Source organism: Tissierella sp. (genome assembly GCF_032104385.1).
Classification (GTDB): Bacteria; Bacillota; Clostridia; order Tissierellales; family Tissierellaceae; genus Tissierella.
This window is the reverse complement of sequence record NZ_DAMCHJ010000002.1, coordinates 196,300-222,597: the sequence shown is the minus strand read 5'-3', so window position 1 is coordinate 222,597 and position 26,298 is coordinate 196,300. Positions and strand designations below refer to the sequence as shown.

The 26,298-nt window shown below is 30.4% G+C and carries 26 protein-coding genes; 23 read left to right on the top strand and 3 right to left on the bottom strand.

What is annotated here, in order from left to right; translation table 11 throughout:
* Positions 1-23 precede the first annotated feature (23 nt).
* The 17 genes from RT714_RS03030 to RT714_RS02950 all read left to right on the top strand — a co-directional run bounded on the left by RT714_RS03030 (position 24) and on the right by RT714_RS02950 (position 16,511).
* The gene (locus RT714_RS03030; RefSeq protein WP_072974705.1) at positions 24-305 is read left to right on the top strand and encodes a CopG family ribbon-helix-helix protein; all 282 of its coding nucleotides are present in this window, start codon (positions 24-26) and stop codon (positions 303-305) included.
* On the top strand, positions 302-652 hold the full coding sequence (locus RT714_RS03025; RefSeq protein WP_072974702.1) for a type II toxin-antitoxin system PemK/MazF family toxin: 351 nt from the start codon (positions 302-304) through the stop codon (positions 650-652). The genes RT714_RS03030 and RT714_RS03025 overlap by 4 nt, the downstream gene beginning before the upstream one ends.
* Positions 653-835: 183 nt before the next feature.
* A complete protein-coding gene (locus RT714_RS03020) occupies positions 836-1,309 on the top strand; it encodes a hypothetical protein (protein ID WP_313756134.1) in 474 nt (157 codons plus the stop codon).
* Positions 1,310-1,380: 71 nt separating this feature from the next.
* Positions 1,381-2,661, top strand: a complete 1,281-nt coding sequence (locus RT714_RS03015) for a nucleotide sugar dehydrogenase (protein WP_313756133.1) — start codon at positions 1,381-1,383, stop codon at positions 2,659-2,661.
* Positions 2,662-2,663: 2 nt separating this feature from the next.
* Positions 2,664-3,920 (top strand): glycosyltransferase, encoded by a 1,257-nt coding sequence (locus RT714_RS03010; protein WP_313756132.1) that lies wholly within the window; start codon positions 2,664-2,666, stop codon positions 3,918-3,920.
* A 25-nt stretch (positions 3,921-3,945) separates the two neighbouring features.
* Entirely contained in the window at positions 3,946-4,413 is a 468-nt protein-coding gene (locus tag RT714_RS03005) for a DUF4330 family protein (protein ID WP_313756131.1), read from the top strand.
* Entirely contained in the window at positions 4,413-4,907 is a 495-nt protein-coding gene (locus RT714_RS03000; RefSeq protein ID WP_313756130.1) for a DUF4330 domain-containing protein, read from the top strand. Before RT714_RS03005 ends, RT714_RS03000 begins: the two co-directional genes overlap by 1 nt.
* 1 nt (position 4,908) lies before the next feature.
* On the top strand, positions 4,909-6,489 hold the full coding sequence (locus RT714_RS02995; protein WP_313756129.1) for an O-antigen ligase family protein: 1,581 nt from the start codon (positions 4,909-4,911) through the stop codon (positions 6,487-6,489).
* On the top strand, positions 6,486-7,607 hold the full coding sequence (locus tag RT714_RS02990) for a glycosyltransferase family 4 protein (protein WP_313756128.1): 1,122 nt from the start codon (positions 6,486-6,488) through the stop codon (positions 7,605-7,607). The genes RT714_RS02995 and RT714_RS02990 overlap by 4 nt, the downstream gene beginning before the upstream one ends.
* 54 nt (positions 7,608-7,661) lie before the next feature.
* Entirely contained in the window at positions 7,662-8,765 is a 1,104-nt protein-coding gene (gene csaB, locus RT714_RS02985) for a polysaccharide pyruvyl transferase CsaB (protein WP_313756127.1), read from the top strand.
* 8 nt (positions 8,766-8,773) lie between these two features.
* Entirely contained in the window at positions 8,774-9,529 is a 756-nt protein-coding gene (locus RT714_RS02980; RefSeq protein WP_313756126.1) for a WecB/TagA/CpsF family glycosyltransferase, read from the top strand.
* 14 nt (positions 9,530-9,543) lie between these two features.
* Complete coding sequence (locus tag RT714_RS02975; RefSeq protein ID WP_313756125.1) at positions 9,544-10,404, top strand: YitT family protein; 861 nt, start codon at positions 9,544-9,546, stop codon at positions 10,402-10,404.
* A gap of 10 nt (positions 10,405-10,414) precedes the next feature.
* Entirely contained in the window at positions 10,415-11,230 is an 816-nt protein-coding gene (locus RT714_RS02970; RefSeq protein ID WP_313756124.1) for a transketolase, read from the top strand.
* Positions 11,223-12,152 (top strand): transketolase family protein, encoded by a 930-nt coding sequence (locus RT714_RS02965; protein WP_313756123.1) that lies wholly within the window; start codon positions 11,223-11,225, stop codon positions 12,150-12,152. Before RT714_RS02970 ends, RT714_RS02965 begins: the two co-directional genes overlap by 8 nt.
* 211 nt (positions 12,153-12,363) lie before the next feature.
* Positions 12,364-12,801, top strand: a complete 438-nt coding sequence (locus RT714_RS02960; protein ID WP_313756122.1) for a protease complex subunit PrcB family protein — start codon at positions 12,364-12,366, stop codon at positions 12,799-12,801.
* A 276-nt stretch (positions 12,802-13,077) separates the two neighbouring features.
* The gene (locus RT714_RS02955; RefSeq protein WP_313756121.1) at positions 13,078-13,920 is read left to right on the top strand and encodes a LysM domain-containing protein; all 843 of its coding nucleotides are present in this window, start codon (positions 13,078-13,080) and stop codon (positions 13,918-13,920) included.
* A gap of 203 nt (positions 13,921-14,123) precedes the next feature.
* The gene (locus RT714_RS02950) at positions 14,124-16,511 is read left to right on the top strand and encodes an ATP-binding protein (protein ID WP_313756120.1); all 2,388 of its coding nucleotides are present in this window, start codon (positions 14,124-14,126) and stop codon (positions 16,509-16,511) included.
* A 53-nt stretch (positions 16,512-16,564) separates the two neighbouring features.
* Here RT714_RS02950 and RT714_RS02945 read toward each other — a convergent pair whose 3' ends face one another.
* Both RT714_RS02945 and RT714_RS02940 read right to left on the bottom strand, forming a co-directional pair.
* Positions 16,565-17,749 (bottom strand): coenzyme F420-0:L-glutamate ligase, encoded by a 1,185-nt coding sequence (locus RT714_RS02945; protein ID WP_313756119.1) that lies wholly within the window; start codon positions 17,747-17,749, stop codon positions 16,565-16,567.
* 80 nt (positions 17,750-17,829) lie between these two features.
* Complete coding sequence (locus tag RT714_RS02940) at positions 17,830-18,405, bottom strand: 5-formyltetrahydrofolate cyclo-ligase (protein ID WP_313756118.1); 576 nt, start codon at positions 18,403-18,405, stop codon at positions 17,830-17,832.
* Between the two features lie 140 nt (positions 18,406-18,545).
* Here RT714_RS02940 and ftsE point away from each other — a divergent pair, with 140 nt between their 5' ends.
* The 3 genes from ftsE to RT714_RS02925 are packed head-to-tail and all read left to right on the top strand — an operon-like array spanning position 18,546 to position 21,265.
* Positions 18,546-19,241 (top strand): cell division ATP-binding protein FtsE, encoded by a 696-nt coding sequence (gene ftsE, locus RT714_RS02935; protein ID WP_313756117.1) that lies wholly within the window; start codon positions 18,546-18,548, stop codon positions 19,239-19,241.
* Positions 19,216-20,118 (top strand): permease-like cell division protein FtsX, encoded by a 903-nt coding sequence (gene ftsX / locus RT714_RS02930; RefSeq protein ID WP_313756116.1) that lies wholly within the window; start codon positions 19,216-19,218, stop codon positions 20,116-20,118. Before ftsE ends, ftsX begins: the two co-directional genes overlap by 26 nt.
* A 10-nt stretch (positions 20,119-20,128) precedes the next feature.
* Positions 20,129-21,265: a peptidoglycan DD-metalloendopeptidase family protein gene (locus RT714_RS02925; RefSeq protein ID WP_313756115.1), complete on the top strand. Its 1,137-nt coding sequence runs from the start codon at positions 20,129-20,131 to the stop codon at positions 21,263-21,265.
* A gap of 77 nt (positions 21,266-21,342) precedes the next feature.
* Here RT714_RS02925 and RT714_RS02920 read toward each other — a convergent pair whose 3' ends face one another.
* Complete coding sequence (locus RT714_RS02920) at positions 21,343-22,272, bottom strand: helix-turn-helix transcriptional regulator (protein ID WP_313756114.1); 930 nt, start codon at positions 22,270-22,272, stop codon at positions 21,343-21,345.
* Positions 22,273-22,493: 221 nt separating this feature from the next.
* Here RT714_RS02920 and RT714_RS02915 point away from each other — a divergent pair, with 221 nt between their 5' ends.
* Genes RT714_RS02915 through RT714_RS02905 form a run of 3 tightly spaced genes read left to right on the top strand, consistent with a single transcriptional unit; the run spans position 22,494 to position 26,298 of the window.
* A complete protein-coding gene (locus tag RT714_RS02915) occupies positions 22,494-23,531 on the top strand; it encodes a uroporphyrinogen decarboxylase family protein (RefSeq protein ID WP_313756113.1) in 1,038 nt (345 codons plus the stop codon).
* Positions 23,532-23,542: 11 nt separating this feature from the next.
* Positions 23,543-24,955, top strand: coding sequence for a TIGR00366 family protein (locus tag RT714_RS02910; protein ID WP_313756112.1), 1,413 nt, complete (start codon positions 23,543-23,545; stop codon positions 24,953-24,955).
* A gap of 41 nt (positions 24,956-24,996) precedes the next feature.
* The gene (locus tag RT714_RS02905; RefSeq protein WP_313756111.1) at positions 24,997-26,298 is read left to right on the top strand and encodes an L-serine ammonia-lyase, iron-sulfur-dependent, subunit alpha; all 1,302 of its coding nucleotides are present in this window, start codon (positions 24,997-24,999) and stop codon (positions 26,296-26,298) included.

Here is a 26,298-nt window from a genome sequence, read left to right as displayed (position 1 = left end):
ACGTTTGTATGGGAGGTGTCTTTATGGCTGAGACTAGAAGGATAACTGTTAGTTTACCTAATAGCCTCCTTGAAGAAGTAGATGTAATGGTTCCTATGGAGTATAAAAACCGTTCTGATTTTATAGCAGAGGCCATGAAACTCTTTATTAATGAAAAAAAGAAATTAGATATTATTGAGCAATTAAGGGAAGGATACAAAGAAATGAGTCAAATTAATTTAGTTCTTGCTGAAATGGGGTTAGAACAAGATATTGTTGATCTAGCAATATATGAGGCAAGTCTTAAGAGGCAGGCGATGTTATGATAGTTAAACGAGGAGATATATATTATGCTGATTTAAGTCCTGTTATAGGATCTGAGCAGGGGGGAGTAAGGCCTGTACTTGTTATTCAAAATGATATTGGAAACAAATATAGTCCTACCATTATTATTGCTGCAATCACTTCCCAGATAAATAAGGCGAAGTTGCCTACACATGTGGAAATAAATGCTCCAGAATACGGACTACCTAAGGACTCAGTAGTCCTTCTGGAGCAAATAAGAACAATAGATAAAAAAAGACTTCGTGAACGGATAGGAAGATTTAGTGATGAAATGATGGTCAATGTAGATGAATGTTTAAGAATAAGTCTAGGGTTAATAGAATTATAATAAATACATACATATTAAAAAATAAGCATTGTTTAATGCTTATTTTTTTATTGATTTTGTAGTATAATTAAAAACAGTGAAGAGTTAAAATGAATAGTGAATAGTTTTAAGTAAATATTGAGGGGATTTTTAATATTAGTTATTCATTATTACACATTAGATAAATTAGGGAGGTTAATACATATGAAGAATAAAGTTAAAAGAATAGGAATTGGATTAGGTGCATTGGTTATATTATTAGGAGCAACAACAGTATTTTCAGAGCCAGGTTCTGAGTCAGATCCATTGGTTACCCTTAGTTATGTGGAGAAAAAAATAGAGCAGTTAAAGTATTATGTTGATGAAAAATTAGGGACAAAGAGTAATGGAAATAATGATGTAGGCTCATGGGCAGTGGTTGAACTTCCAAGTGGAAAGTCTTTAATTTGTAAAGATGGCACAGAAATAATATTAAGATCGGGAAATGCTAGAGCTATAGCGGTGGTAACTAACGGAATAATGAATGGATTAACTGATGTTACTGCTGGTAAGGATCTAGTGATGGAAGAAAATATAAAGGCAAACCACTTAATTATAGTACCAAGAGATGACGGCAGAGGTGCTAGAGCTTTGACAAATAGCTTTTTTCTTGTAAAAGGAGACTATGAAATACGATAGATAAATATAGCAGTTGATAAAATAAGATATAAAGGCTAAAATGGAATATAAGTCGAAATGGAGGAAATTTTATGGAACTAATGAATGCAAAGAAAATAACTATAATAGGATTAGGATATATCGGTTTGCCTACTGCTGCTATATTTGCTAAATCAGGTATGGAAGTATTAGGCTATGATATTAATGAAAGAGTAATAAATGCTTTAAACAAAGGAAAGATTATAATTGAAGAACCAGGACTTGAGGATTTAGTTAAAGAAGTTGTAGATAAAGGAAGTTTAAAAGGCATTACTAAATTAGAGAAGTCCGATGCCTTTATTATTTCTGTTCCAACGCCAATTAACAAGGATAAAACTGCTAATATGGATTATGTTAAAAAGGCAGCTGAGTCCATAGTACCAATACTTAGTAAAGGAAATATTGTGGTATTAGAATCAACTTCTCCACCAGAATCTACGGAGAAAATAATAGTTCCTATACTTAAAAAATCGGGACTTAATATAGGTGAAGAAGTTTTTGTAGCCCATTCACCAGAAAGGGTGTTACCAGGTAAAATAATTCAAGAGTTGATTGAAAGTGATAGAATTATTGGTGGAATAAATGAAAAATCTGCTAAGTTAGTTAAAGAGCTATATGGTGTTTTTGTTAAGGGAAAAATATTTACAACAGATTCTAAAACAGCAGAAATGTGTAAACTTATGGAAAATACTTATAGAGATGTTAATATTGCATTAGCAAATGAGCTTGCTATAACCTGTGAAGAAATGGGAATAAATGCATGGGATGTTATAGAATTAGCTAATAGACATCCAAGAGTTAATCTTCACCAACCAGGGCCAGGCGTAGGGGGACATTGTTTGGCAGTAGACCCTTGGTTTATTGTAGAAAGGCAGAGTAAAGGAAATATTATTAGACTTGCAAGAGAAACTAATGATGGTATGCCAAAACATATATTAAATAAGTTAAAGGAAATTTTTCCAGATGAAAATGCAAAAATAGCTATATTAGGTCTTACATATAAGCCAAATATAGATGATATGAGAGAAAGTCCAATTGTAAATTTAGTAAGTTTATTAAGAGAGAATACTAGATTTACTTTATCATTACATGATCCTCATGCTTGTAAGGATAGTCTTGAAATAGGTAATCTTATGGTAGATTCACTATATGATGCAGTTAAAGATTCGGATTTAATAATGCTTGCAGTAAATCATAATGAATATAAAGATATAGATTTTGAGAAAGTTTCTACATTGATGAAAGACAAGCATATCTATGATACTAGAAATTTCTTAGATGAAGGCTTTCTTAAAGGTTTAGGTTTTAAAATTACATTGCTAGGTAGGGATTAAAGATGGAAAAAGTTTTGATTGTTGCCAATGAATTTCCACCAATGGGTGGGGCTGGTGTTCAGAGGACTACAAAATTTGTTAAATATTTACCTAAGTTTGGATATGAGCCAATAGTTATAACAAAAGAACATGTTTCAGATTTAACAGATAGTACTCTTTTGGAAGATTTACCTAAGGAATTGAAAATATATAGGCTTAAACCTTATGATACTGTAAATAGAAAAGGATTTCTTAGATTGCCTTTTAAGTTTATAGGCACTAGATTATTATCACCAGATTCAGAATATTTTTGGTATTATTTTAACAAGGACAAGGTAGCTGAAATAATTAAAAAAGAAAATATAAATATAATATATACTACTTCATTTCCCTATAGTTCTCATTTAGTGGGGTTATATATAAAAAGGTTATTTCCAAGTATCAGATGGGTAACTGATTTTAGAGATGAATGGACAAATAATCCTTATCACCTAGATAGTTGGCATAAAAGAGTAAAATTAAAGTTTGAAAAGAAAAAGGAATTGGAGGTTACTAATGAATGTGATTTTTTAATTACTAATACTCCTTTTATGTTAGAGAATTTTGTTAAAGATAATCCAGCTTTAATAGGACGTTCTACTTATATACCTAATGGGTATGACGAAGAAGATTTTGTTGGGCTTAGTGATTCAAGAGATGGTAAAGATAAGTTTGTAATAACTTATACTGGCTCTCTTTATGGTAGACGAAATTTAATTGAATTTTTAGAGGGCTTAAAAATAGCAATAGACAATAATAAAATTGATAAAAATAAACTTGAAATAAGGATTGTTGGCAATATATATCAAGAAGTTTTAGAGGAATATGCTAAAAAATATGATTTAGTAGAGAATATGAAATCATTTGGATATTTACCACATAGAGAAAGCATACAAATGTTATACAATTCAGATATTTTGCTATTGGTAATTGGCAAAGGAAAAGGTTCTAAGAATTTTTATACTGGAAAGATATTTGAATACATTAAAGTAAATAGACCTATTTTAGCAATTGTTCCCGAGGATGGGGCGGCTGCACAAGTAATAAATGAAACAAACACAGGAACTGTAGTAGATCCAGAAGATATAAATGGTGTTAGTATTGCTTTAGAAAAATATTATAATAGTTGGATAGAAGGAAAATTAACTCACGAACCAAAATGGGATAAAATTAAGATTTATAGTAGAGAATCTCAAGCCAAACAATTATCTGAGATATTAAAAGTAGCAAATAATATTTAGTAATAATTTTAGGAAGGTGAAATTTGTGAAAAAAAGATGGAATTGGATAGATACAACTATAACGATTATAATAATATTAGCCGTTGTAGCATTCTTAAATAGGGGAAAGATAATAAACAAATCTAAAGAAGTGGTAACTGCAGGTGGTAAGAATATAATCATAACTGCTGAAGCTAGTGAATTGACTAAGGAAATGGTAACAGATTTAAAAGTAGGAGATCAAATGTTTTCCCAAAATAACCTTCAAAAAGGGTTTGTAGAAGAGATAGATATTAATCCTAAGATACAATCAGTTGTAGGAGAAGATGGGAAGATTGTTACCTATGAAGATGCAGAAGAAATAACAGTAACAGTAAAAGTCAAAGCTGAAGTTGCTTCATCTGGGCCTTATATGGATTTAGGTGGTCAAGAGATAAAGGTAGGGCTTCCTATAATATTAAAAACAACTACAGTTGAATTTCCTGGGACTATAAAGTATATAGAGGTGAAATAATGAAATTAATAGATGAAAAAGGTAGAATTTTTGGTAAAATAAACATTTTAGATTTTATAGCTATGGCTTTAGCAGTATTTTTAATATTTTTATCTGCTCTAAAGGTATTAAATAAAGATCTTACAGATTTATCAGTAAAAGATGAAATAGTTAATGTAGAAGTAGAGGCTACTATTGTAATAGATAAGGGTTATCTTGATGTAATAAAAGTTGGAGATCAATTAGGGGAAATGAAGCATTATTTAGATGCTTATGTGGAAGATGTTGAGATATTACCAGTAGAGGCAACAAACTTAGATAAAAATGGTAATGTGGTTACATCAATTGATCCAATGATGGAAAAAGCTAGAATTAAATTTAAAGCAACTACTCCATATAAGAATTATAGTTATAAATTTGGTAAACAGGAATTAAGACAGGGAAAAACAATTTTTATAGAATCTGACTTATATAGATTAAAAGCTCAAATAGTAAGTTTAAAGGTAGTGGATTAATATGGATATAAAAAAAGCTGTTAAAGGAAGTTTTCTTTTCAACCTTATACTTGGGCTTAAAAAACTATCGGATAATAGTTTTTTATTTAGGTTGCAAAGTAAAACTGATAATAAAAGAAAACATAAACCAGAAGAGTACAAGACTTGGATGGATATTAGTTTTATCTATATGTTTTTTATGAATTTAGATAATAGACTTATGAAGATGGAAGAGTCTATATTTAAATCTTTAATGACTAGCAGAATTTTAAGTCCATTTACGAAGTTTAAAAAAGAAAGGATAGATGTACAGACCCCTATTAGAGATAATAGTTATTTATATAAAATAATTAGGAAGATAAAGGGGAAAGGTTCGTGGCTAGATTTATTAATATTTATTCCTGCTTCTTATTTTGTGGTAGACTTTGTAATTAGAAGAACTAGAGGGTTAGCAGTTTTAGGTTCTATATGGGATGAATTAGCATTGATTGTTTTAACTTTATATATAATTGCAAAGAGACTATTATCTGGTGGAAAGATTAAACATAATTTTACTCCAATGGATATACCAGCAATTATCTATATAATTATGGGAATTTGTCATGTACTTATAATTGCTCCTAATTTGGGTATAGCAATAGAAGGTTTTAGGGCAGTCTTTCAACATATTCTTTGGTATTTCATTGCTACACAATTTATTCGAAGCATTGAGGATTCAGAGAGAGTTATTAATTTAATGCTTTCCATAGGATTATTTATGGGGATTCATGCTGTATATCAGTATATTGCAAGAGTTCCTATGCCAGGGAACTGGGTAGATACCACTGAAAATATTAGAACTAGGGCTTTCTCTATAGTTGGTAGTCCAAATATATTAGGTGTTATTTTTGTTTTATTTATACCTATTGCAATTTCAATGTTTATCACTCATAAAAATAAATATATGAAAATATTTTACTTATGTGCAAGTGGATTTATGACATTAGGATTACTTCTTACACTTTCAAGAGGTGCATGGTTAGCCTTTGCTTTAGCTATGTTTATTTTTATCATTGCATTAAATCCCAGATTGATAGTTCCATTTATGGCATTTGTAGGTATATTTATTTTATTTGGCGGCTCATTAAGTCAAAGATTATTGTTTATGCTTTCACCAGTATATCTAGTAAAGTCTGCTGCTGGAGGTAGATTATACAGATGGGATATAGGAATTAAGATGTGGCATAGAAATAGACTGTTTGGTGTTGGACTAGGAAGATTTGGAGGGGCTGTAGCAATCAATAATCAATTAGCACCTTTCTACTTAGATAATTACTATTTAAAAACATTAACGGAAATGGGCATATATGGTATAGTTGGATTGGCATTTGTTATTATATGTTTTATTATTTCTTCTATAAAAATAATAAAATATCAAAATGATACTAAAAATAGAATAGTTGCCATCGGATTATTTTCAGGAGCTATGGGGGTATTAGCACAAAATTTTGTTGAAAATATATTTGAAGTACCAGCTATGATTATATACTTTTGGATTGCTGTTGCATTGATAAATACTTTCGCACCACAGCATATAATTAATGGAAAGGGGGCTCTCAAATGAAAGTACTTCATCTAATAAGCGGTGGAGATACAGGAGGAGCTAAAACCCATATAATTTCACTTATAAGGGGTATCAACAAATTAATAGATGCTAAAATCATATGTTTTATTGAAGATACATTTTATTATGATGCCAAAGCTTCAGGCATAGATATTGAAGTATTTAAGCAAAAAAATAGATCTGATATGTCAGTAGTCCGCAGACTTACAGATGAAATTGAAAAGGGAGAATATGATTTAGTCCATTGTCATGGTGCTAGGGCTAATTTTATTGCTATGTTTTTAAAGAATAAAGTAAATAAGCCTTTTATTACCACTGTTCATAGTGATTATAAATTAGACTTTAAAGATAATTTTTATAAGAGATTGGTATTTACAACATTGAATATACTTGCATTAAAACAGTTTGAATACTATATAGCTATTTCAGATACATTTAAGGAAATGTTAGTAGATAGGGGATTTAAAAGAGATAAAATATTTACTGTGTATAATGGAATTGATATGGAGCAGGAATTAAAGTATGTATCAAAAAATGAGTTTTTCAAGAGATATGGAATTGACTATGAAGGGAAAATTATAGTTGGAATTATTGCCAGATTAGATCAAGTAAAAAATCATGAAACATTTATAAAAGCAGCAGAGATTATATTAAACCAACGAAAGGATATAATATTCCTCATAGCAGGAGAAGGAAATGAAAGGAAAAGATTGGAGGTTTTAGTTGAAGAATTAAAGTTAAAAGAATATATTCATTTTTTAGGATATGTGAATGATCCATATTCATTTTTTAATGCAATAGACATAAACACTTTAACTTCCATAAGTGAAAGTTTTCCCTATGCCATATTAGAGGGAGCTATAATGAAAAAAACTATTATATCTACCAATGTAGGTGGATTGAGTAAATTAATTGAAGATGGAGAAAATGGATATTTGATTAAAGTAGGAGATAGTAAAGCTTTATCTAATAAAATAGATATCTTAGCATCAGATAAGTCTAAGATTGAAAGCATGGGTGAAAAATTATATAGAAAAGTTGAGGAAAATTATTCATCTGATGCAATGGCTAAAAAACATGTGGAAATTTATCAAGAAATATTAGGTAATATAAAATGAATCATATAATGCTTTTATTTGGAAAAGATAGTTTTTGGGAAAAGGAGAATTTCTATGGGATTTAAAAAATCAATTCTTATATCAGGATATTATGGATTTGATAATAGCGGAGATGATGCTATTTTAAAGGCTATAGTAAAAGATATTAAAGAATATAATAAAGAAATAAATATAACTGTGCTTTCCAAAAACCCTTTAAAGACTGAGAAAATGTATTCTGTAAATGCTATCAATAGATTTAAGTTTAGAGAAGTATTTATAGCTATGAAAAATTCATCTTTATTTATTTCTGGTGGGGGATCTTTGCTGCAAGATGTAACAAGCACTCGTTCCTTATTATACTATCTAGCTTTAATGAAAATAGCAAAACTATATAAGAAACCTGTAATGATATATGCAAATGGCATTGGTCCCATTAGAAAGAAATTAAATAGATTTTTGACAAGAAAGATATTAAATAAGGTAGATTTAATTACTCTTAGGGATGAAGACTCTAAAGAGTTTATATATGATTTAGGAGTTAAAAATAAAAATATAATAGTAACAGCAGATCCTGTATTTACTTTAGAGCCATCATCAAAACCTAGGGTAGTAGAAATATTTAATGATGAAAAAATACCTACTAATAAGAAATTCATAGGCATTTCAATTAGGCGATGGAAAAATGCAGATAATTTAAAAAAAATTATATCTGATACTGTAAGATATATAATAAAAGAGTATAATGTAAATGTAGTGATGATACCAATGCACTATCCAGAGGATTTAGAAATAAGTCTTGAGATTAATCAAATGGTGAAAGAAGAAGGCTGCTATGTAATATCAGGAAAATATAATGTTGAAGAAATAATGGGGATAATAAAAGAAATGGAAATCATTGTAGCGATGAGACTTCATTCATTAATTTATGCAGCTACTCAAGAAGTTCCTATGGTAGGTTTATCCTATGATCCTAAGGTAGATGGAATATTACGTTCTATTGGAATGGGTTATATTTGTGATGTAAATGCTTTAGCTTATACCGATTTATTGGAAAAAATAAATGATGTATGGAATAATAGGGTGGAGATTAAAGAGCAGTTGCGAAAGCAAGACAAGGAGTTAAAAAATAAGGCTTTATCTAATGTAACTATGGCATTAGATTTATTAAAGGAGTAGATTGTTAAATGGATACCATAGAAATATTTGGAGTGAAAATACATAACTTAACATTTGATGAGGCTGCTGAAAAGGTAGAAAATTATTTAAAAGGTGATGAATTAAAAGCTATTTATACTCCAAACACTGAGATAGTCATGGGTGCTAGAGATGATGAGAAACTCAAGGAATTGATAAATGGGGGCGATTTAATAACAGCCGATGGCATAGGACTTATATATGCTTCTAGAATTAAGAAAAAACCTTTAAAGGAAAGAGTAACAGGATATTATATATCTCTTAAGCTCCTTGATATAGCTAACGAAAATAATTATAGTCTATACTTATTAGGAGGAAAGGATGGAGTTGCTAAATTAGCAGCGGAAAATATAGAAAAGACTTATCCTAATATTAAAATAGCAGGTTACCATCATGGATATTTTAAAGGCAGTCAAAATGACCATAAAAATCATGAAGAAGAGATTCAGATTATTGAGGATATAAATTCTTCAAATCCAGATATAATATTTGTTGGATTAGGGTTTCCTAAACAAGAAACTTGGATAGATGCAAATAAAGAGAATATAAAATCAAAGGTTATAATAGGCAATGGTGGTGTGATGGACATTTTATCAGGAAATACTAAGAGCGCACCTAAGATATTTGAAAAACTGGGTTTAGAATGGTTCTATAGATTAATCAAAGAGCCTTCTAGAATTAAAAGACAAATAGTATTGCCTAAATTTATGTTTAAAGTATTATTTTCTAAGGATGTAGTAAAGTAAGGAAGGGGAATTTTATGGCAAATAATGAAAAATGGTATAAGACTGTATATAGCTACATTCTAATAAGTGTTGGTGTATTCTTGATGTCTATAGCCTTGGATTATTTTTTAGCACCAAATACCATAGCTCCTGGTGGAGTTACAGGATTTGCTGTAGTTATAGAAAAAATAGTCAAAGTTCCTATATATATTACAAACTTAGCAATAAATATTCCATTATTTATTTTTGGTGCAAAAATTTTAGGAAAAGGAACAGCTATAAAGACTTTATATGCAACTATATTATTATCTTTCTTTTTAAAGATTTTACCACCAATAGTACTAACTCATGATTTATTATTATCTGCCATATTTGGAGGGGTATTATGTGGTATAGGGTTAGGATTAGTCTTTAAATTCGGTGGAACTACTGGAGGAACTGATTTAGCAGGTGCTATGCTAAATAATAAAATACCCAGTCTAAGTGTAACTACATTTATGACAATGATTGATTTATTTGTAGTTGTGTTTGCAGGCGTAGTAGGAAGAAATATTGAGATTTCTCTATACTCAATTATTGCTATGTTTGTTATAATGAAGGTAATAGATATGATTTTAGAAGGAATCGGATATCAAAAGGGATTTTTTATTATTTCTGATAATCCTGATAAAATAAGTGAAAAGCTTATGATGGAAATAGGTAGAGGGGTAACTTTATTGAAAGGTAAAGGAATGTATTCAAAGGAAGATAAAGATGTTCTTTTATGTGTAGTATCTAGGTCACAATTTGCTAATGTAAAGGATATAGTAAAGGAGACTGACCCCTATGCTTTTGTTATGGTATCTGAAATGTATGAAGTATTAGGTGAAGGATTTACCTATGATAAAAAACATTAGGAGGGATATAATGGATTTAAAAGAAATAGCTCGAAATATTAGAGTAGATATAATCAATATGTTAGAAAAATCTCAATCAGGACATCCAGGAGGCTCTTTATCAGCAGTAGAAATTTTAACAACACTATATTTTAAAGAGATGAAAGTGGATACAAAAAATCCTAGATGGGAAGATAGGGATAGATTTGTATTATCAAAAGGGCATGCTTCTCCAGTTTTATACTCTACTTTAGCGGAAAAAGGATTTTTTCCTAAAGGGGAATTGAATAACTTTAGAAAGTTAGGCTCGATATTACAAGGACATCCAGATATGAAGGATATTCCAGGCGTTGATATGACAACAGGTTCTTTAGGACAAGGATTGGCAGCTGCAAATGGTATGGCATTAGCAGGCAAATTAGATAATAAAGATTATAGGGTATATGCATTAATAGGAGATGGAGAGTCTCAAGAAGGATTAATTTGGGAAGCAGCTATGTTAGCTGCACATTATAAATTAGATAATCTAACTGTATTTTTAGACTATAATGGACTTCAAATCGATGGACCAAATAATGAAATAATGAATATTGACCCAATTGATGATAAATTTAGAGCATTTGGTTGGCATGTATTAACTATTAATGGACATTCCTTTGATGAAATATTAAATGCAATAGATGAAGCAAAAAATATGAAAAACAAACCTACTATGATAATTGCTCATACCCATAAGGGTAGAGGTATATCATTTATGGAAGATAAAGTAGGTTGGCATGGAAAGGCTCCGTCAGCTGAAGAAGCTTCTAGGGCTTTAGAAGAATTGGGAGGTGGATTAAATGGCTAATATGATTGCAACAAGAGATGCTTATGGAGAGGCATTAAAAGAATTAGGCGGTAATAATGAAAATATAGTGGTATTAGATGCAGACCTTTCAGGTTCTACTAAGACATCTGTTTTTGCTAAAGCTTATCCAGAAAGATTTTTTAATGTAGGTATAGCAGAACAAAATTTAGTAGGTACAGCAGCAGGATTAGCTACTGCAGGCAAGATTCCTTTTGCAAGCAGTTTTGCAATGTTTGCTACAGGTCGTGCTTTTGAAATTATAAGAAACTCAGTATGCTATCCAAAATTAAATGTAAAAATTGCAGCAACTCATGCAGGTTTAACTGTAGGAGAAGATGGAGCAACTCACCAAGCATTAGAGGATATTAGTCTAATGAGGTCTTTACCCAATATGGTGGTTTTAAGTCCTGCAGACGCCATAGAAACAAAACAATGTATATTTAAAGCAGCAGAACATAATGGACCAGTATATATAAGACTTGGAAGGGCAAAAGTTCCTGTAATATTTGATGAAGATTATAAATTTGAAATAGGTAAAGCTGTGGAGTTAAAAGAGGGAAAAGATATAACTCTTATAGCCACAGGAGTTATGGTTGCAAAGGCATTATCTGCATCAGAAAAATTGGCTGAAGAAGGTATATTAGCAAGGGTTATAAATATGGCTAGTATTAAACCTATAGATGAAGATATTATAATAAAAGCAGCTAGAGAGACTAAAGGTATAGTTACTGTTGAAGAACATAGTATAATAGGAGGCTTAGGTAGTGCAGTAGCAGAGGTAGTATCTGAAAAGCAACCAACTCGTGTTATTAGGATTGGGACTATGGATACCTTTGGAGAATCAGGAGATGGATTTGAATTACTGGACAAATATGGACTTAATATAGATAATATTGTAAATAAAGCAAAAGAATTATTATAGTATGAAAACCTCTGATTATGTATAAATCAGAGGTTTTTTATAAGGAATAGGGAAGTTTTACTTTTAAGTCTTGTAAAAAAAGGATTTTTCGTCAATTAGTTTCAAAAGTGCTACCTTATAATGCTTACATAAAAGCCTTTTTTATAAAATATACATAATATAGTCCCATAAAGAATATTAATTATATAAGATTAATATTGGGGGGATAAGATTGAAAAGAAATCAAATTATTGCCTTGGCAATTATTTTAGTTATGGGAATTCTATTTATACCTAGATTATTAAAAGGTAGTGACAGCCAAGTTAAATTCAAAGTAGTACAAGAAGATGAAATACCAGAAAAGATTTCTGAAATGCTGCCTAAATATTTAACTGAAGAAAGAGCTTTAACATGTAAATACGAAGATGATATTTATGTTGTGGTTACAAGGGGGGAAAAAAATTCAAAGGGATATTTAGTAGAAGTTGCTCAAATCATTAAAGAAAAATATAATAAGGATGTATTTGATATAGTAGTTTATGCAAAGTTTACAGATCCAGACCCCAATGAAATAGTAGAGCAAGAATATGACTATCCATATATTGTAGTAAAAACCAATTTGAAAAATATGCCAGAGGAAGTACATTTAGATATTGAATATAATGAATAGAAGTAAATATTTACTTGGAAAGATAGCATATAAATAGTAAAGTCAAACCCTTTCGTCAGACTGTTGATAAAGTAAAATTTGTCAGCAGTTTTTTTATTTTTAAAAAAAGGGTTTTCCACTATGAATGTGGAATATATAAAGTAGGTTAGAAAGATTTTACTGCCTTAACCTATTGTATTGGAAAATATTACATAAAGGATTTCAGTGATTTATGGCGAAATAATATAATAGTAACAAAAAGGTTACAAAAACAAATGTAAATTGGAGGAGGAGCATATGAAGAAAACTACAAAAATAGCAATAGGAACAGTAGCATTAACTCTTTGTATTAGTACTACTAGTTTTGCAGAAAATCATATAGTAAAAAAAGGAGATACATTTTGGAAAGTTTCCCAGAAATATAGAATTTCAATAGAAAGTATATTAAAAGAAAATAAAGCTAATAAAGAAACAATAATTTATCCTGGACAAGTTATAAAGATTCCAGAAAGGCAAATAAAAAAGAACTCTGTAAATAGAGGAGCTGTAGATATAAGAGCCATAAAAAATACTATTGAAATACAAAATGAGGAAGTAAAAGAAAAAGAAGTACAAGAAGAAGTGATAAAAAAAGATGAAGTGATACAGGAGACATCAGTTAAAGAAACTACATATGGAGAGTATCTTAATTGGTTTAATGAAGTGGACAAAATAGTTCCAAGAGGGGCAGAGTTTAAGGTAATAGATTTTTATACTGGTAAATCTTATATGGTGCAAAGATCAGTAGGGTCAAATCATGCAGACTGCGAAACATTAACGAAAGAAGATACTGATATTATGAAATCCATATGGGGAGGTTTTAGCTGGGCAAGAAGACCAGCTATTGTAGAATATAATGGTAGAAAGATAGCAGCCAGCGTAACCTTTATGCCCCATGCAGGATTAGATAGCGTAGCAGGAGGAGCAATGACAAATAATAGATCAGGCGGATATGGTAGAGGGATTAACTTTGATTATATAAAGGGTAATGGAATAGACGGTCATTTTGATATACATTTTGCAGGTAGTACAAGACATATGGATGGGAAACAAGATACAGAACATCAAAAAATGATAAAAATAGCAGCAGGAATAAAATAAATGCGATGGGGTTTCCCCATTGCATTTATTTTATAACAAATAGGAAGGATCTACTTTAATGTCTTATAAAAAACATTACCTTATAATATTTCGATAGAAACTTTTTTGTAATTTAATCTTTTTGTAAACAAATATAAAAATTAGAATACATTGAACTATGAAATGGTGTATAATTAAAGGAGTTATTTATGGAGGTGATCTCAATGTTAGAAAGATATAAAGTTCCAGTTGAAAGACTAAGAAATCAATGTGATCCAAATATATTTCCCCATGAGACTACTAAAGATTGGATGATAGATAGAGAACTAATAGGGCAAGATAGGGCTATGGAAGCTCTAAAATATGGACTTTCTATGAGGAGAAAAGGATATAATATTTATGTATCAGGTTTTGCAGGTACAGGAAGGAGCTCCTATTCATATTTAGTTGCAGAGGAATTTGCTAAGAAGAGGCCTATACCATATGATTGGTGTTATGTATATAATTTTAAAAGACCTAATTGTCCTAAGGCGATAAATTTAGAGCCTGGAAAAGGCATAGATTTTAAGAAGGAAATAGAAACTGCTATAAAAAACATAGATGTTGAAATACCTAAGGCATTAAGTTCAAAGGACTATGAAGACAATAAAAACTCCATATTTAATGAAAATAAAAAAATGGCTGAAAATATATTAATAGAATTAAACAATTTTGCTAAAGAATATAATTTTGTATTTAAGCAAACTGAAAGAGGTATATTGAGTATTCCGTTAATTGATAATAGACCTATGACAGATGAAGAACTTGATAAGTTATCAGATGAAGATATGGATAGACTCGGGAATATATCAATAGAGCTAACTCAGAAATCTTATGACTACATTAAGCGAATAAAGAATATAGAAATTAAATTAAAAAATGAAATGAAAAAGCTAAAGGAAGAACAAGTTGCATTAGTGGCGACTACATTTATAGGACCAATTCAAGTTAAATATAGGGAAAATGAAGGAATAACCAATTTTCTTTTAGATATGAAAGAAGATATTGTAAAAAACTATGAAATGTTTTTAGATGATGAAGAAGAAAACTATATGGAAAAAATATTTCTTCAAGGAAATAAGAAAGAAGACTTTTTAAAAAGGTATTTTATAAATCTTTTTATAGATAATAGTTATAAAAAAGGTGCTCCAGTAATAAAAGAGATGAATCCAAATTATTATAATTTATTTGGGAAAATAGAATATGCTAATGAGATGGGTGTGGCAAAAACTGATCATACTAGGATTAAACCAGGTTCTATGCATGAGGCTAATGGAGGATATATATTAATTCAGGCAAAGGATATTTTACAAGATAAATTTTCTTGGGATGGTCTAAAAAGGGCAATAACTACTGAGGAACTAAAAATTGAAAATATTTATAGTTCTAATTTAACATCTGAGACCTTAAGCCCTGAAGCAATACCACTAGATATTAAAATAATAATTATAGGAGATTATATGACATGTCATTTCTTATATACTTATGATGAAGAGTTTAAAAAACTTTTTAGAATAAGAGCTGATTTTGATACTGAAATGGAAAGAAATAAGGAGAATATATTAAAAATTGGTTCATTTGTAGCTTACCAATGTAAAAAGGAAAATTTATTGCCATTTAATAGGGAGGCCTTAGGGACAATAATAGACTTAAGCAGTAGAATAGCAGATGAAAAGAATAAGCTTACTGCAAGTTTCAATAATTTGGTAGAAGTAATATATGAAGCTGATAGCTGGGCATTTAGTAAAGGCAAGAATATAGTTACAAAGGAAGATGTGGAAATAACTATATCTAAAAGACAATATAGAAATAATTCATATGAGGAAAGACTTTTAGAACTAATAGATAATGGAACTATTTTAATAGATACTGAGGGAGAAAAGATTGGAGAAATAAATGGACTTTCTGTCATTGACTTAGGGCAATATTCTTTTGGCAGACCTACTAAGATAACTGCAAATACTTACTTTGGTAAGGATGGAATAATAAATATTGAAAAGGAAACGGAGCAAAGTGGAAATATTCATGATAAAGGAGTCCTAATCATGAGTGGCTATTTAGGGGAAAAATATGCTCAAAATATTCAATTATCTATGACAGCTAGCATTACTTTTGAGCAATCCTATGATGGTATAGATGGTGATAGTGCTTCTAGTACAGAGTTATATGCCATATTGTCAAGTTTAGGAGATATACCAATAAAACAAGGAATTGCAGTTACAGGCTCCGTAAATCAGAAGGGAATAATTCAGCCTATAGGTGGAGTAAATGAGAAAATAGAGGGTTTTTATAATGTATGTAAGCTCAAAGGATTAAAAGGTGGAGAGGGAGTTATAATTCCAAGTAAAAACATAGACAATCTAATGTTAAATGAAGAAGTAATAGATGCAGTAAGGAAAGGGATATTTACGATTTATGCTATAAATACAATAGATGAAGGAATGGAAATATTAACAGGTATAAAAGCAGGAGAATTAAATGAGAATGGAGAATATGAAGAAAATACTATTAATGCTTATGTTCAGGAAAAATTAATATATTATGCTATGTTAGATAAAGAATTTGAAGAATAATGCGACAGGGGGACGGTTCTCCTGTCGCAAGATTTATTTTATAACCCATAAAATTATTCTGTTGCATAATTATCAAAATATCCTTGAATAAGTACTATAGGAGTACCCTTATCCCCACTACCGCTGGTTAAATCGCAAAGGCTGCCTAATAAATCTGTTAATCTTCTAGGGGTTGTCCCTAAAGATTCTTCTTTTTCAACTAGGTTGTTACCTTTACTATTTATTTTCTGTTTAACAGCTTCCATAACTTCATCCCCATGTAAATCATCTAATTCTGTATCTACAATATATTTTAGTTTCAATTCATTTGGAGTGCCTTCTAGTCCTTTAGTATATCCTGGAGAGACTACTGGGTCAGCAAGCTCCCAAATCTTACCTACAGGGTCTTTAAAAGCTCCATCTCCATAAATCATAACTTCAATATTTTTTTCAGTTTTTTCTCTCACTTTTTTTTGTACAGATTCAACAAAGCTTTGGCAATCTCTAGGGAATAACTTCAACTCATTTTCAGAAGCAAGATTTGAGCCAAGTACGCCATATTCTGGATTGTATCCAGAATTGTCTATAGATGAATTTAGAATATCATCTAGACCATAAACAATATTAGCCCCAGATTCTTTAAGAATTCTTTTAGTCCTATGCCTGTCATGAATATTTGCCACCAATATATCCTTAGTATAATCTAATATTGTTCTTGGATTATTAGAGAAAATTATTTCAATATTGTCTTTACCTATTTCTTTATACATATTTACATAATCTACACCAGTAAAGGGATGTACAACTTTTTCACCAAAAAGTTTTCTATAATCCGATTCTGTTAATATATCAGTATATGGATTAATTTTCAATTCATCCATTTTATCTATATCCATTAAATGATTTCCTACTTCATCAGAAGGATAAGAAAGTAGCAATACTACCTTTCTTCCGCTTGATATAATTCCTTTTAATATAATTGAAAATCTATTTCTACTTAAAATAGGGAAGACTAATCCTACAGTTGAAGGGAATTTAACCTTGATATCCTTAGCTATAGCATCAGCAGTAGCATAATTTCCTTGAGCTCTAGCCAAAAGTGATTCTGTAATACCCAAAACATCCCTATCTTTAATAGAGAAGCCTTCAGAGCTAGCTGCTAGGAGTAAAGAATCAACTACAATATTAGCTAAATCATCACCTTCTTTAACAATGGGAGTTCTAATCCCCCTTGCTGTAGTGCCTATTCTTCTTACCATCATAATTCCTCCTAAATAACAAATTAAATACCTCATATATTATACCACTAATAATGGAAATTAAAAGCTTAGTATAAAGTTTATTTTTCTAAGCAATTTATTGTTTCCTTTTCTGTTATTATAAAGTCTACAGGGAGATCAAAGGAATCTTTAGGAACTTCATCTACGATTTGCAAGTCAAATGCTAATCCAATTGTATTTACTTTTTCTTTAAACTTAGACAAAAATCTATCGTAGTAACCTCCTCCGTACCCAACCCTATAACCATCCCTAGCGAAAACAACACCAGGAACTAAAACTAAATCTATAGTATTAAAATCAATAAATCTTATAAAGTCCTTTTTAGGAGTAAGTATATTGTAATATCCTATTTCAAGCTCAGAAAAATCTAAAATCTTAGAAGCCTTTAACTCCTTAGTTTCAGGTATAGTAATAGGAACAACAACTGATTTACCATTCCCTATAGAATTTTTAATTATCTCATGTGTAATTATTTCATTTCCAAAGCTAATAAAAGACATAATAGTTTTAGAATTTTTATAATAATCCATTTCATATAGTTTGTTTTCGATAATATTACTATAATTTACAATGTTTTCTGTAGATAGTTCAGCTCTTTTTTGCAAAATTTTCTTTCTTAAAAATTTTTTATCCAAAATAATCACCTCTTATGGTTTATTTATCTTACATTTTATATTATAATATACAATTAAGGGAAAGTAAAAAAGGTTTGGAAATTAATGGGACTTTACTCAAGTTTTAATATATTATATTATAGAAAAACGAGGTGGTAAGATTGATAAAACTTGTGAATGTAAGCAAAGAATATGATAATAATGTTAAAGCTCTTTCAAATATAGATTTAGAAATACATAAGGGTGAATTTGTTTTTTTAGTAGGCTCATCAGGTGCAGGGAAATCTACATTGATTAAACTTTTATTAAAAGAAGAGGAACCTACAGATGGTAAGATAATGTTGAAAGATATGGATATAACCAAGGTCAGAAATAGAAGGGTACCATATATTAGAAGAAATATAGGTGTAGTTTTTCAAGATTTTAGATTACTTCCTAATAAGACAGTATATGAGAATGTAGCCTTTGCCATGGAGATAATAGGGGCTCACCCTAAGGAAATAAGAAGAAGTGTACCAATGGTGTTAAGCATGGTAGATTTAAGTAGAAAGGCTTCTAGTTTTCCAGATCAGTTATCTGGTGGCGAGCGTCAAAGGGTATCCATTGCCAGAGCCATTGTTAATAGTCCTCCAGTTTTAATTGCAGACGAACCTACGGGAAATTTAGACCCAGAAACTGCATGGGAAATAATGAAGGTTTTATCTGAAATTAATGGCAGAGGCACTACTATACTTATGGCAACTCATGCAAAGGATATAGTAAATAAGATGAAAAAAAGGGTAATAGAAATCCATGATGGCAAATTAATTAGGGACGAACAGAAGGGTGGATATGGTGATGCGATTTCGGGTATTTAAGAATATAGTAAAGCAGGGATTTCAGGGCATGTGGAGAAATCGAGGTATGGGGCTAGCTTCTGTTGGTTCTATATCAGCTGTACTTATTATATTAGGTATAGTTTTAATTTTGATTTTGAGTATAAATAATCTGGTACTAGAAGTAAAAACTAAGTTTGATGAGATACAAGTGTTTTTAGAGTTAGATTTAGAAGATAAAGATATAGGTATTATAGAGGAAACCATAAAGTCAAAGGAAGGTGTATTATCAGTAGTATTTCGTTCTAAAGAACAAGGACTAGAAATTATGAAGGAAGAATGGGAGGGAGATTCTTATTTATTAGATGGGCTGGAAGAAAATCCACTTCAAAACTCTTATATAATCCAATTAGAGGATATAAAATATGCAGATTCAGTAGTTAAAGAGATTAAATCCATAAAAGGGATAGAGGATGTAAAATATTATAAGGATATAATAGACAAGCTCATGATAATCGCTAATTATATTAGAGTTGGTGGTATAGTTGTAATAGGAGTTTTGGTATTAGTTTCTGTATTTATCATTTCTAATACTGTAAAAATTACAGTAGCTTCAAGAAGGCGAGAGATAAATATAATGAAATATGTAGGTGCAACCAATGGATATATAAGAGGACCTTTCATTATAGAAGGGGTTTTATTTGGTCTTATAGGTGCAGCATTATCTATAGTAGTTATAAACTATGGTTATGAATATTTCTTTAAATCAGTAAGTGATAAGCTTTATGTGCTTTTAACAGTATATTTAGTATCACCGGCTTTATTGGTGAAGGACATAACAATAATGTTTACTGCAATAGGTGTTGGTATAGGAGCATTAGGTAGTATATTATCTTTAAAACGTTTTCTTAATGTATAGGGGGGACAATATGAAAAAGAAAAAAATTATATATCTAGTATTGGCTTTAATATTTACATTTAATTTTATCCAAGTATATGCTGCGGATACAGTGGAAGATTTAAAGAAAAAACAAACAACAATTGATAAGAAAATAAAAGACACTAAAAAGGAAATAAAGGCAATTGAAAAAAGGACAAAAGATGTATCAAAGGAAATTGAAACTTTGGATGCAAAGATGTCAAGTGCCAGTAATGATTTAAATAAAGTGGAGAAAGAACTACAAGATTTGACTTTAAATATTGAAAAAACTACTACAGAATTAAAAGAGGCGGAAGAAAATATAAGTGATAAAAAGGAAGTGTTTGGAAAGAGATTAAGAGTAATGTATAAAAATGGGAATGTGGGGTATTTAGAAGTTCTTTTATCCTCTGCAGATATTAAAGACTTTTTATCCAGGCAAGATATGGTAAAAGCCATAGCAAAACATGATACAGAATTAATAGAATATATGAAGGAACAAAGAGATATAATTGATACAAAGAAAACTGAATTACAAACACAAAAAAAAGCCATGGAAACATCAAAGACCAAACTAGAAGCTAGAAGAAGAGATTTAGCTAAAGCTACTAGGGAAAAAGAAGATTTAATGGGAAGACTTGCAAAAGATAAAGAAGCATATGAAAAAGAATATGACAAATTAAATGATTATGCTAAGGAAATAGAATCACAAATAGTCAAATTGCAACGAGTTACTGGACCATATTCAGGAGGTACAATGTCATGGCCTGTACCTGGTTACTCAAGAATTAGCTCTCCATTTGGATATAGAGTTCATCCTGTTTTTAAAACTAAGAAATTGCATACAGGAATAGACATACCAGCACCTACTGGGACAAGCATTAAGGCTGCCTCAGCGGGAACTGTAATATATTCAGGAACATTAGGTGGTTATGGTAAAGCAGTAATGATTGATCATGGCGGTGGAATTGTTACACTTTATGGTCATAATTCATCCTTAGTTGTGTCAGTAGGTAAAGAGGTAAAGCGTGGAGATACAATTGCAAAAGCTGGTAGTACAGGAATATCTACTGGTCCTCATTGTCACTTTGAGGTAAGAAAAAATGGGGCTTATGTAGATCCAATACCATGGTTAAGAGGAAAATAAGTCTATATTTGATAATAGGGAAAGAGAGATAAAGAATAACTTTATCTCTCTTTCTGATTATAAGATTATAATATGTGCTATATAGATTTGTTTTTTAATCTGTAGTTTGTTGGAGTACAATTGTATGTCTCTTTGAATATTTTATTGAAATAAGAAGTATCCACATAACCTAAGTCCAGAGCGATATCTTTAATATATAAATCAGTATTTATTAATAAATATGCTGCCTTTTTTAACTTTGCATTTTGAACATGTTGCTGGAATGTCATATTTGTCTCTTTTTTAATTAAATTAGATATATAATTTGGATGGTAATTAAAATGTTTGGATAAGCTGTGCAAAGTTACATCATTATAGTTAATGGATATATACTTAATCATTGAATTCACTATGGAGGCATTTATAAATGTTGATAGAGAAGTGAGGACTTCACTATCTTCAGATTTATATAGATATTCAAAAAGAAATAGTAAGGCTGCCTCCAATAAATCCGTGTTTTTGTTCTTAACTAAAGACAGCATAATATATAATAGCTGTCTTACTGTAAAATTATTGCATTTAAACAAAGTATGAGCTTTGTTGTTTTCCCTTCCCATTAGGCAAAAATTGATGAAATTATAAAAAATTTCATATTCTGAGAGTTTTTTCATAAAACTAGGATGAAAAAATGTTCTTTTAAAATAGAAATTAAAAAATACAGTATCCTCTGTATTTGGACTGATTTTTAGTCTAGAGTGTGCATTTACAAAAAGAAAATGATCCTTAGACAATATTGCTGACAAATCATTAACATGAACATTTAGGCTGCCATTTGTTACATAAATAACTTTAGTGTAAGGAAAGTTATCTCCTAGGTCAAGTGAAATGTTTGTTAATATAAAAGCACAATATGTTTCAGAACTATTTTTGAAATTATCAAAAAGTTCATCTAAATATGCTTTTTCAGATATTGAAAAGTTATTATACAAGATATTACAACTATTGCTACATTTAATATTATTTTCCATAATTCATACCACCTTAAAATAAACTGTACATGAGATTAATCTAACCCATAATGAAATTAATTAAATATGATATCATTTTAGATGAATTTATTATTCAGTAATTCATTTATAAACTAGTGTAAAAGTATAATAACAAAACAATTATATTAATTATTATACTTTTATGCAATTATTATGTCAAATGTATCAAGATTAAATTTAAGGGTTAGGAGGAAGGTTATATGAACAGAGAACAGAGGATTATGGCAGCATTACGTAATCAAGAAGTAGACAGAGTACCTGTTAGTGCATGGATGCATTTTTCAGAAGTAGATCAAGACCCAATATCATTAGCTCAAACACAAGTTGCCTTTAATGAGGAGTACGACTTTGATTTTATAAAGCTAATGCCTTTTGGAACATATTCAATTCAAGATTGGGGTGCACAATTAAAGATATATTGTCATAAATATCATGAACCTATTGTAATAGCACCTGGCATAAAGGAAGTAAGTGATTATTCAAAACTAGAAGTATTACCTGCTTATTACGGTACTTGGGGAAAACAGCTACAACTATCTCAGCAAATATCTAAGATTATTCCAAAAAACACACCTTATGTGCAAACAATATTTAGCCCAATTTCTACATTAAAAAAGTTAGCGGGAGATAGACTGTTTAAAGATATTAAGGAAAATCCGGCGGAAGTACACAAAGCACTAGAAGTTATAACTGCAACAACAATTAATTTTGTTAAAGAGAATATAAATGCTGGAGTAAGCGGATTCTTTTTAGCGACTCAAAATGCTAACTATGATTTAATGAATGATGAAGAATTTAAAGAATTTGGAATGAAATATGATTTAGAATTAATAAAATCTTATTCAGATCAGACATACTTTAATATTATACATATCCATGGCGATAATATAATGTTTGATACAATAGCTGAAAACTATCCAGTAAATTGCATTAACTGGCATGATAGACATACATTCCCAAGCTTATCAGAAGCAAGAAAGAAAACAGATAAATGTTTCTTAGGTGGAATACAAGAAGTTCCATACTTTGTTGATGGAGTATTGAATTATGATAGTATAATGGCAAGAAGTACTAAAGAACAAATATTAGAGCATGCTAAAGAAGCTATCGAAGAAATAGATGGCAAAGGATTCATTTTAGGACCTGGTTGTGTTGTTGACCCTAAAACAGCAAATGAAAACTTAAAAGCACTTAGAGAATCTGTAGAGGTACTTAGAAAATCTGTTAACTTAGATTAAGGAGGATAAAAATGGCTGAGAAAACTGTTAATGTGAAAAAAAAGAGGGAATTTCCGCATACGCTTATAATTATTAGTTGTATAATTCTTTTGGCAGCATTGTTAACTTATATAGTTCCAGCAGGACAGTATGACCGTGTTGAAGATCCAGCTTCAGGAAGAGTATTAGTTGATCCAAGTTCATATCATGGAACTGAAAAGAACCCAGCTTCTATAATGGACATATTTACAGCTGTACCTAAAGGATTTTTAGCAACAAGTTGGATATGTTTTTTAATCCTAATAGTAGGAGGTACTTTTTCAGTAGTTACTAGTACTGGTGCTATTCAAGCATTCTTAAACAAAGCTATTTCTAAGGCTAAAGGAAAGGATATTTATTTTATACCTGTATTAGTATTTATTTTCTCGTTAATACCAACATTTATTGGAACATTAGAAGCTTATTTAGCTTTCGTTCCACTAGGAGTTTTATTAGCACGTTCCATGGGATTAGATGCTTTAGTTGGAATTAGTATAGTAGTTGCAGGAGGAGGAGCTGGATTAGCATCTGGTATATTTAATCCATTTACAATAGGTACAGCTCAAGGATTAGTTGGTTTACCTTTATTCTCCGCTGCATGGTATAGGGTTATTGCATTTGTTGGATTTAACTGTTCAGTTTCTTTTTGGACAGTAAAATATGCTAAGAGTATTAGAAAAGACCCTAAAAATAGTATTATATATGATGTAGAGCAAGCAGCTAAGAAAGATGCAGAAGAGCAAGTGATGCCTGAGTTAGATGCTAAAAACATAGGAATTTTGCTAGCAGTATTTGCAGGTATGGCATTTGTTGTATATACAGCATTAACTGGAGGAGATTTTAAAACAGAAGTACCAGCTATATTCTTAATGATGATGTTAGTAGTTGGTGTTATTGCCAGATATTCACCAAATAAATTGATGGAATTATTCGTTAAAGGTGCATCAGGAATGGTTGGTGGAATAATGGTAGTTGGATTTGCAAAGGCAATCGCTATCATTATGGAAGGTGCAGGAATGATCGATACGATTGTATATGCATTATCTGGAATGTTAACAGGAACATCAAAGATATTTGGTGCAGTTACAATGTACTTTATTCAATATATTACGAACTTCTTCATAATTTCAGGAGCTGGACAAGCAGCAGTTACTATCCCAATATTATCACCTATTGGAGATATAATTGGAATAACTCAACAAACTGTTTGTGCTGCTTTCCAATACGGTGATGGTATTACTAATCTTTTATTACCTATGTCACCATTAACATCAGGAGCAATAGCTATAGCAGGTATTAGCTATCCAAAATATTTTAAATATATTTGGAAGATAATTCTTACAAATACAATTATTGGAGCGATATGTGTAGCAATTGCAGCAGCAATAAATTTAGGGCCATTTTAAACAATTTAAGAAACAAAAGATAAAATAAGGGGTTAATTTAAGTGAATATTAAAGAACAAATTATTGAAATATTAAAAAGAGAAGTAAAACCTGCAGTTGGCTGTACAGAACCAGTAGCAGTTGCATTAAATACAGCTTATGCAGTAAATTCATTACCTGCTGATTCTAAAGAAATTTCAAAAATAACAGTAGAAGTAAGCAAAGGTATATATAAAAATGGTATGGATGTTGGAATACCAAATACGGATAAAATAGGATTAGATATTGCTGCCTCCTTAGGGGCAGCCACATCTCCTAAATATGGATTAGAAATTCTAGGAAAGATTACTGATGAAGAATTAAAAAAATCTGAGAAAGCATTAGGAACATATGAAATAGATGTTAAAGTTGCTAAAGATAATAATAAATCAGTTTATATAAAAACAATTGTAGAAAATGCTAATCATATTGCAACAGCTATAACAGAAGATAAACATGATAATATAGTTTATTTATCATTAGATGGTAATGAAATATTAAATAAGAGAAATGAAGCAACCGATAAAGCTACAAAGGATAATCCTGATGAGGGATTTTACAACTTATCAATAGATACTATTGTTAAAGAAATTGAAGAGATGGACTATGAGGATATTAAGTTTTTATTAGATGGTATGGAAATGAATATCCAAGTAGCTCAGGCAGGAATAAAAGCAAAATATGGTCTAGGAACAGGATATAGCTATAATAAAAACATTGAAAACGGTATCATTTCAAAAGATCTTGGAAATTTAGCTTATATGCTAACGGCAGCAGCATCAGATGTTAGAATGTCAGGTCAATCTATGCCAGTTATGAGTTCCAGTGGAAGTGGAAATAATGGTTTAACTGCTATACTGCCAATAGCTGCATATAAAGAAATTAAAGAAGTAGACAATGAAGATTTAGCTAAAGCTTTAGCTATTAGTCATATAATTACATCTTATGTTAAAAAATATATTGGAAGATTATCAAATTTATGTGGATGTAGTCTAGCTGCGTCAATAGGTTCTGGTTCAGCAATAGCATGGTTATTATCAGGAAGAGATAATATTTCACCAACTATAAATAATATCATTGCAAACCAAGCAGGAGTAATATGTGATGGAGCTAAGCCAAGTTGCGCACTTAAGTTAGGTACTGCGGCTTCAACTGCCGTACAATCAGCATTATTGGCAATTCAAGGTACTAATATAAAGGCTCATAATGGGATAGCTAGCAGCAGTGCAGAAGAAAGTATAAGAAACTTAAGAGAAATCAGCTTTAAAGGGATGAAATCCGTTGATGATACAGTTATTGAAATAATGTTAAATAGAGAGGGATAA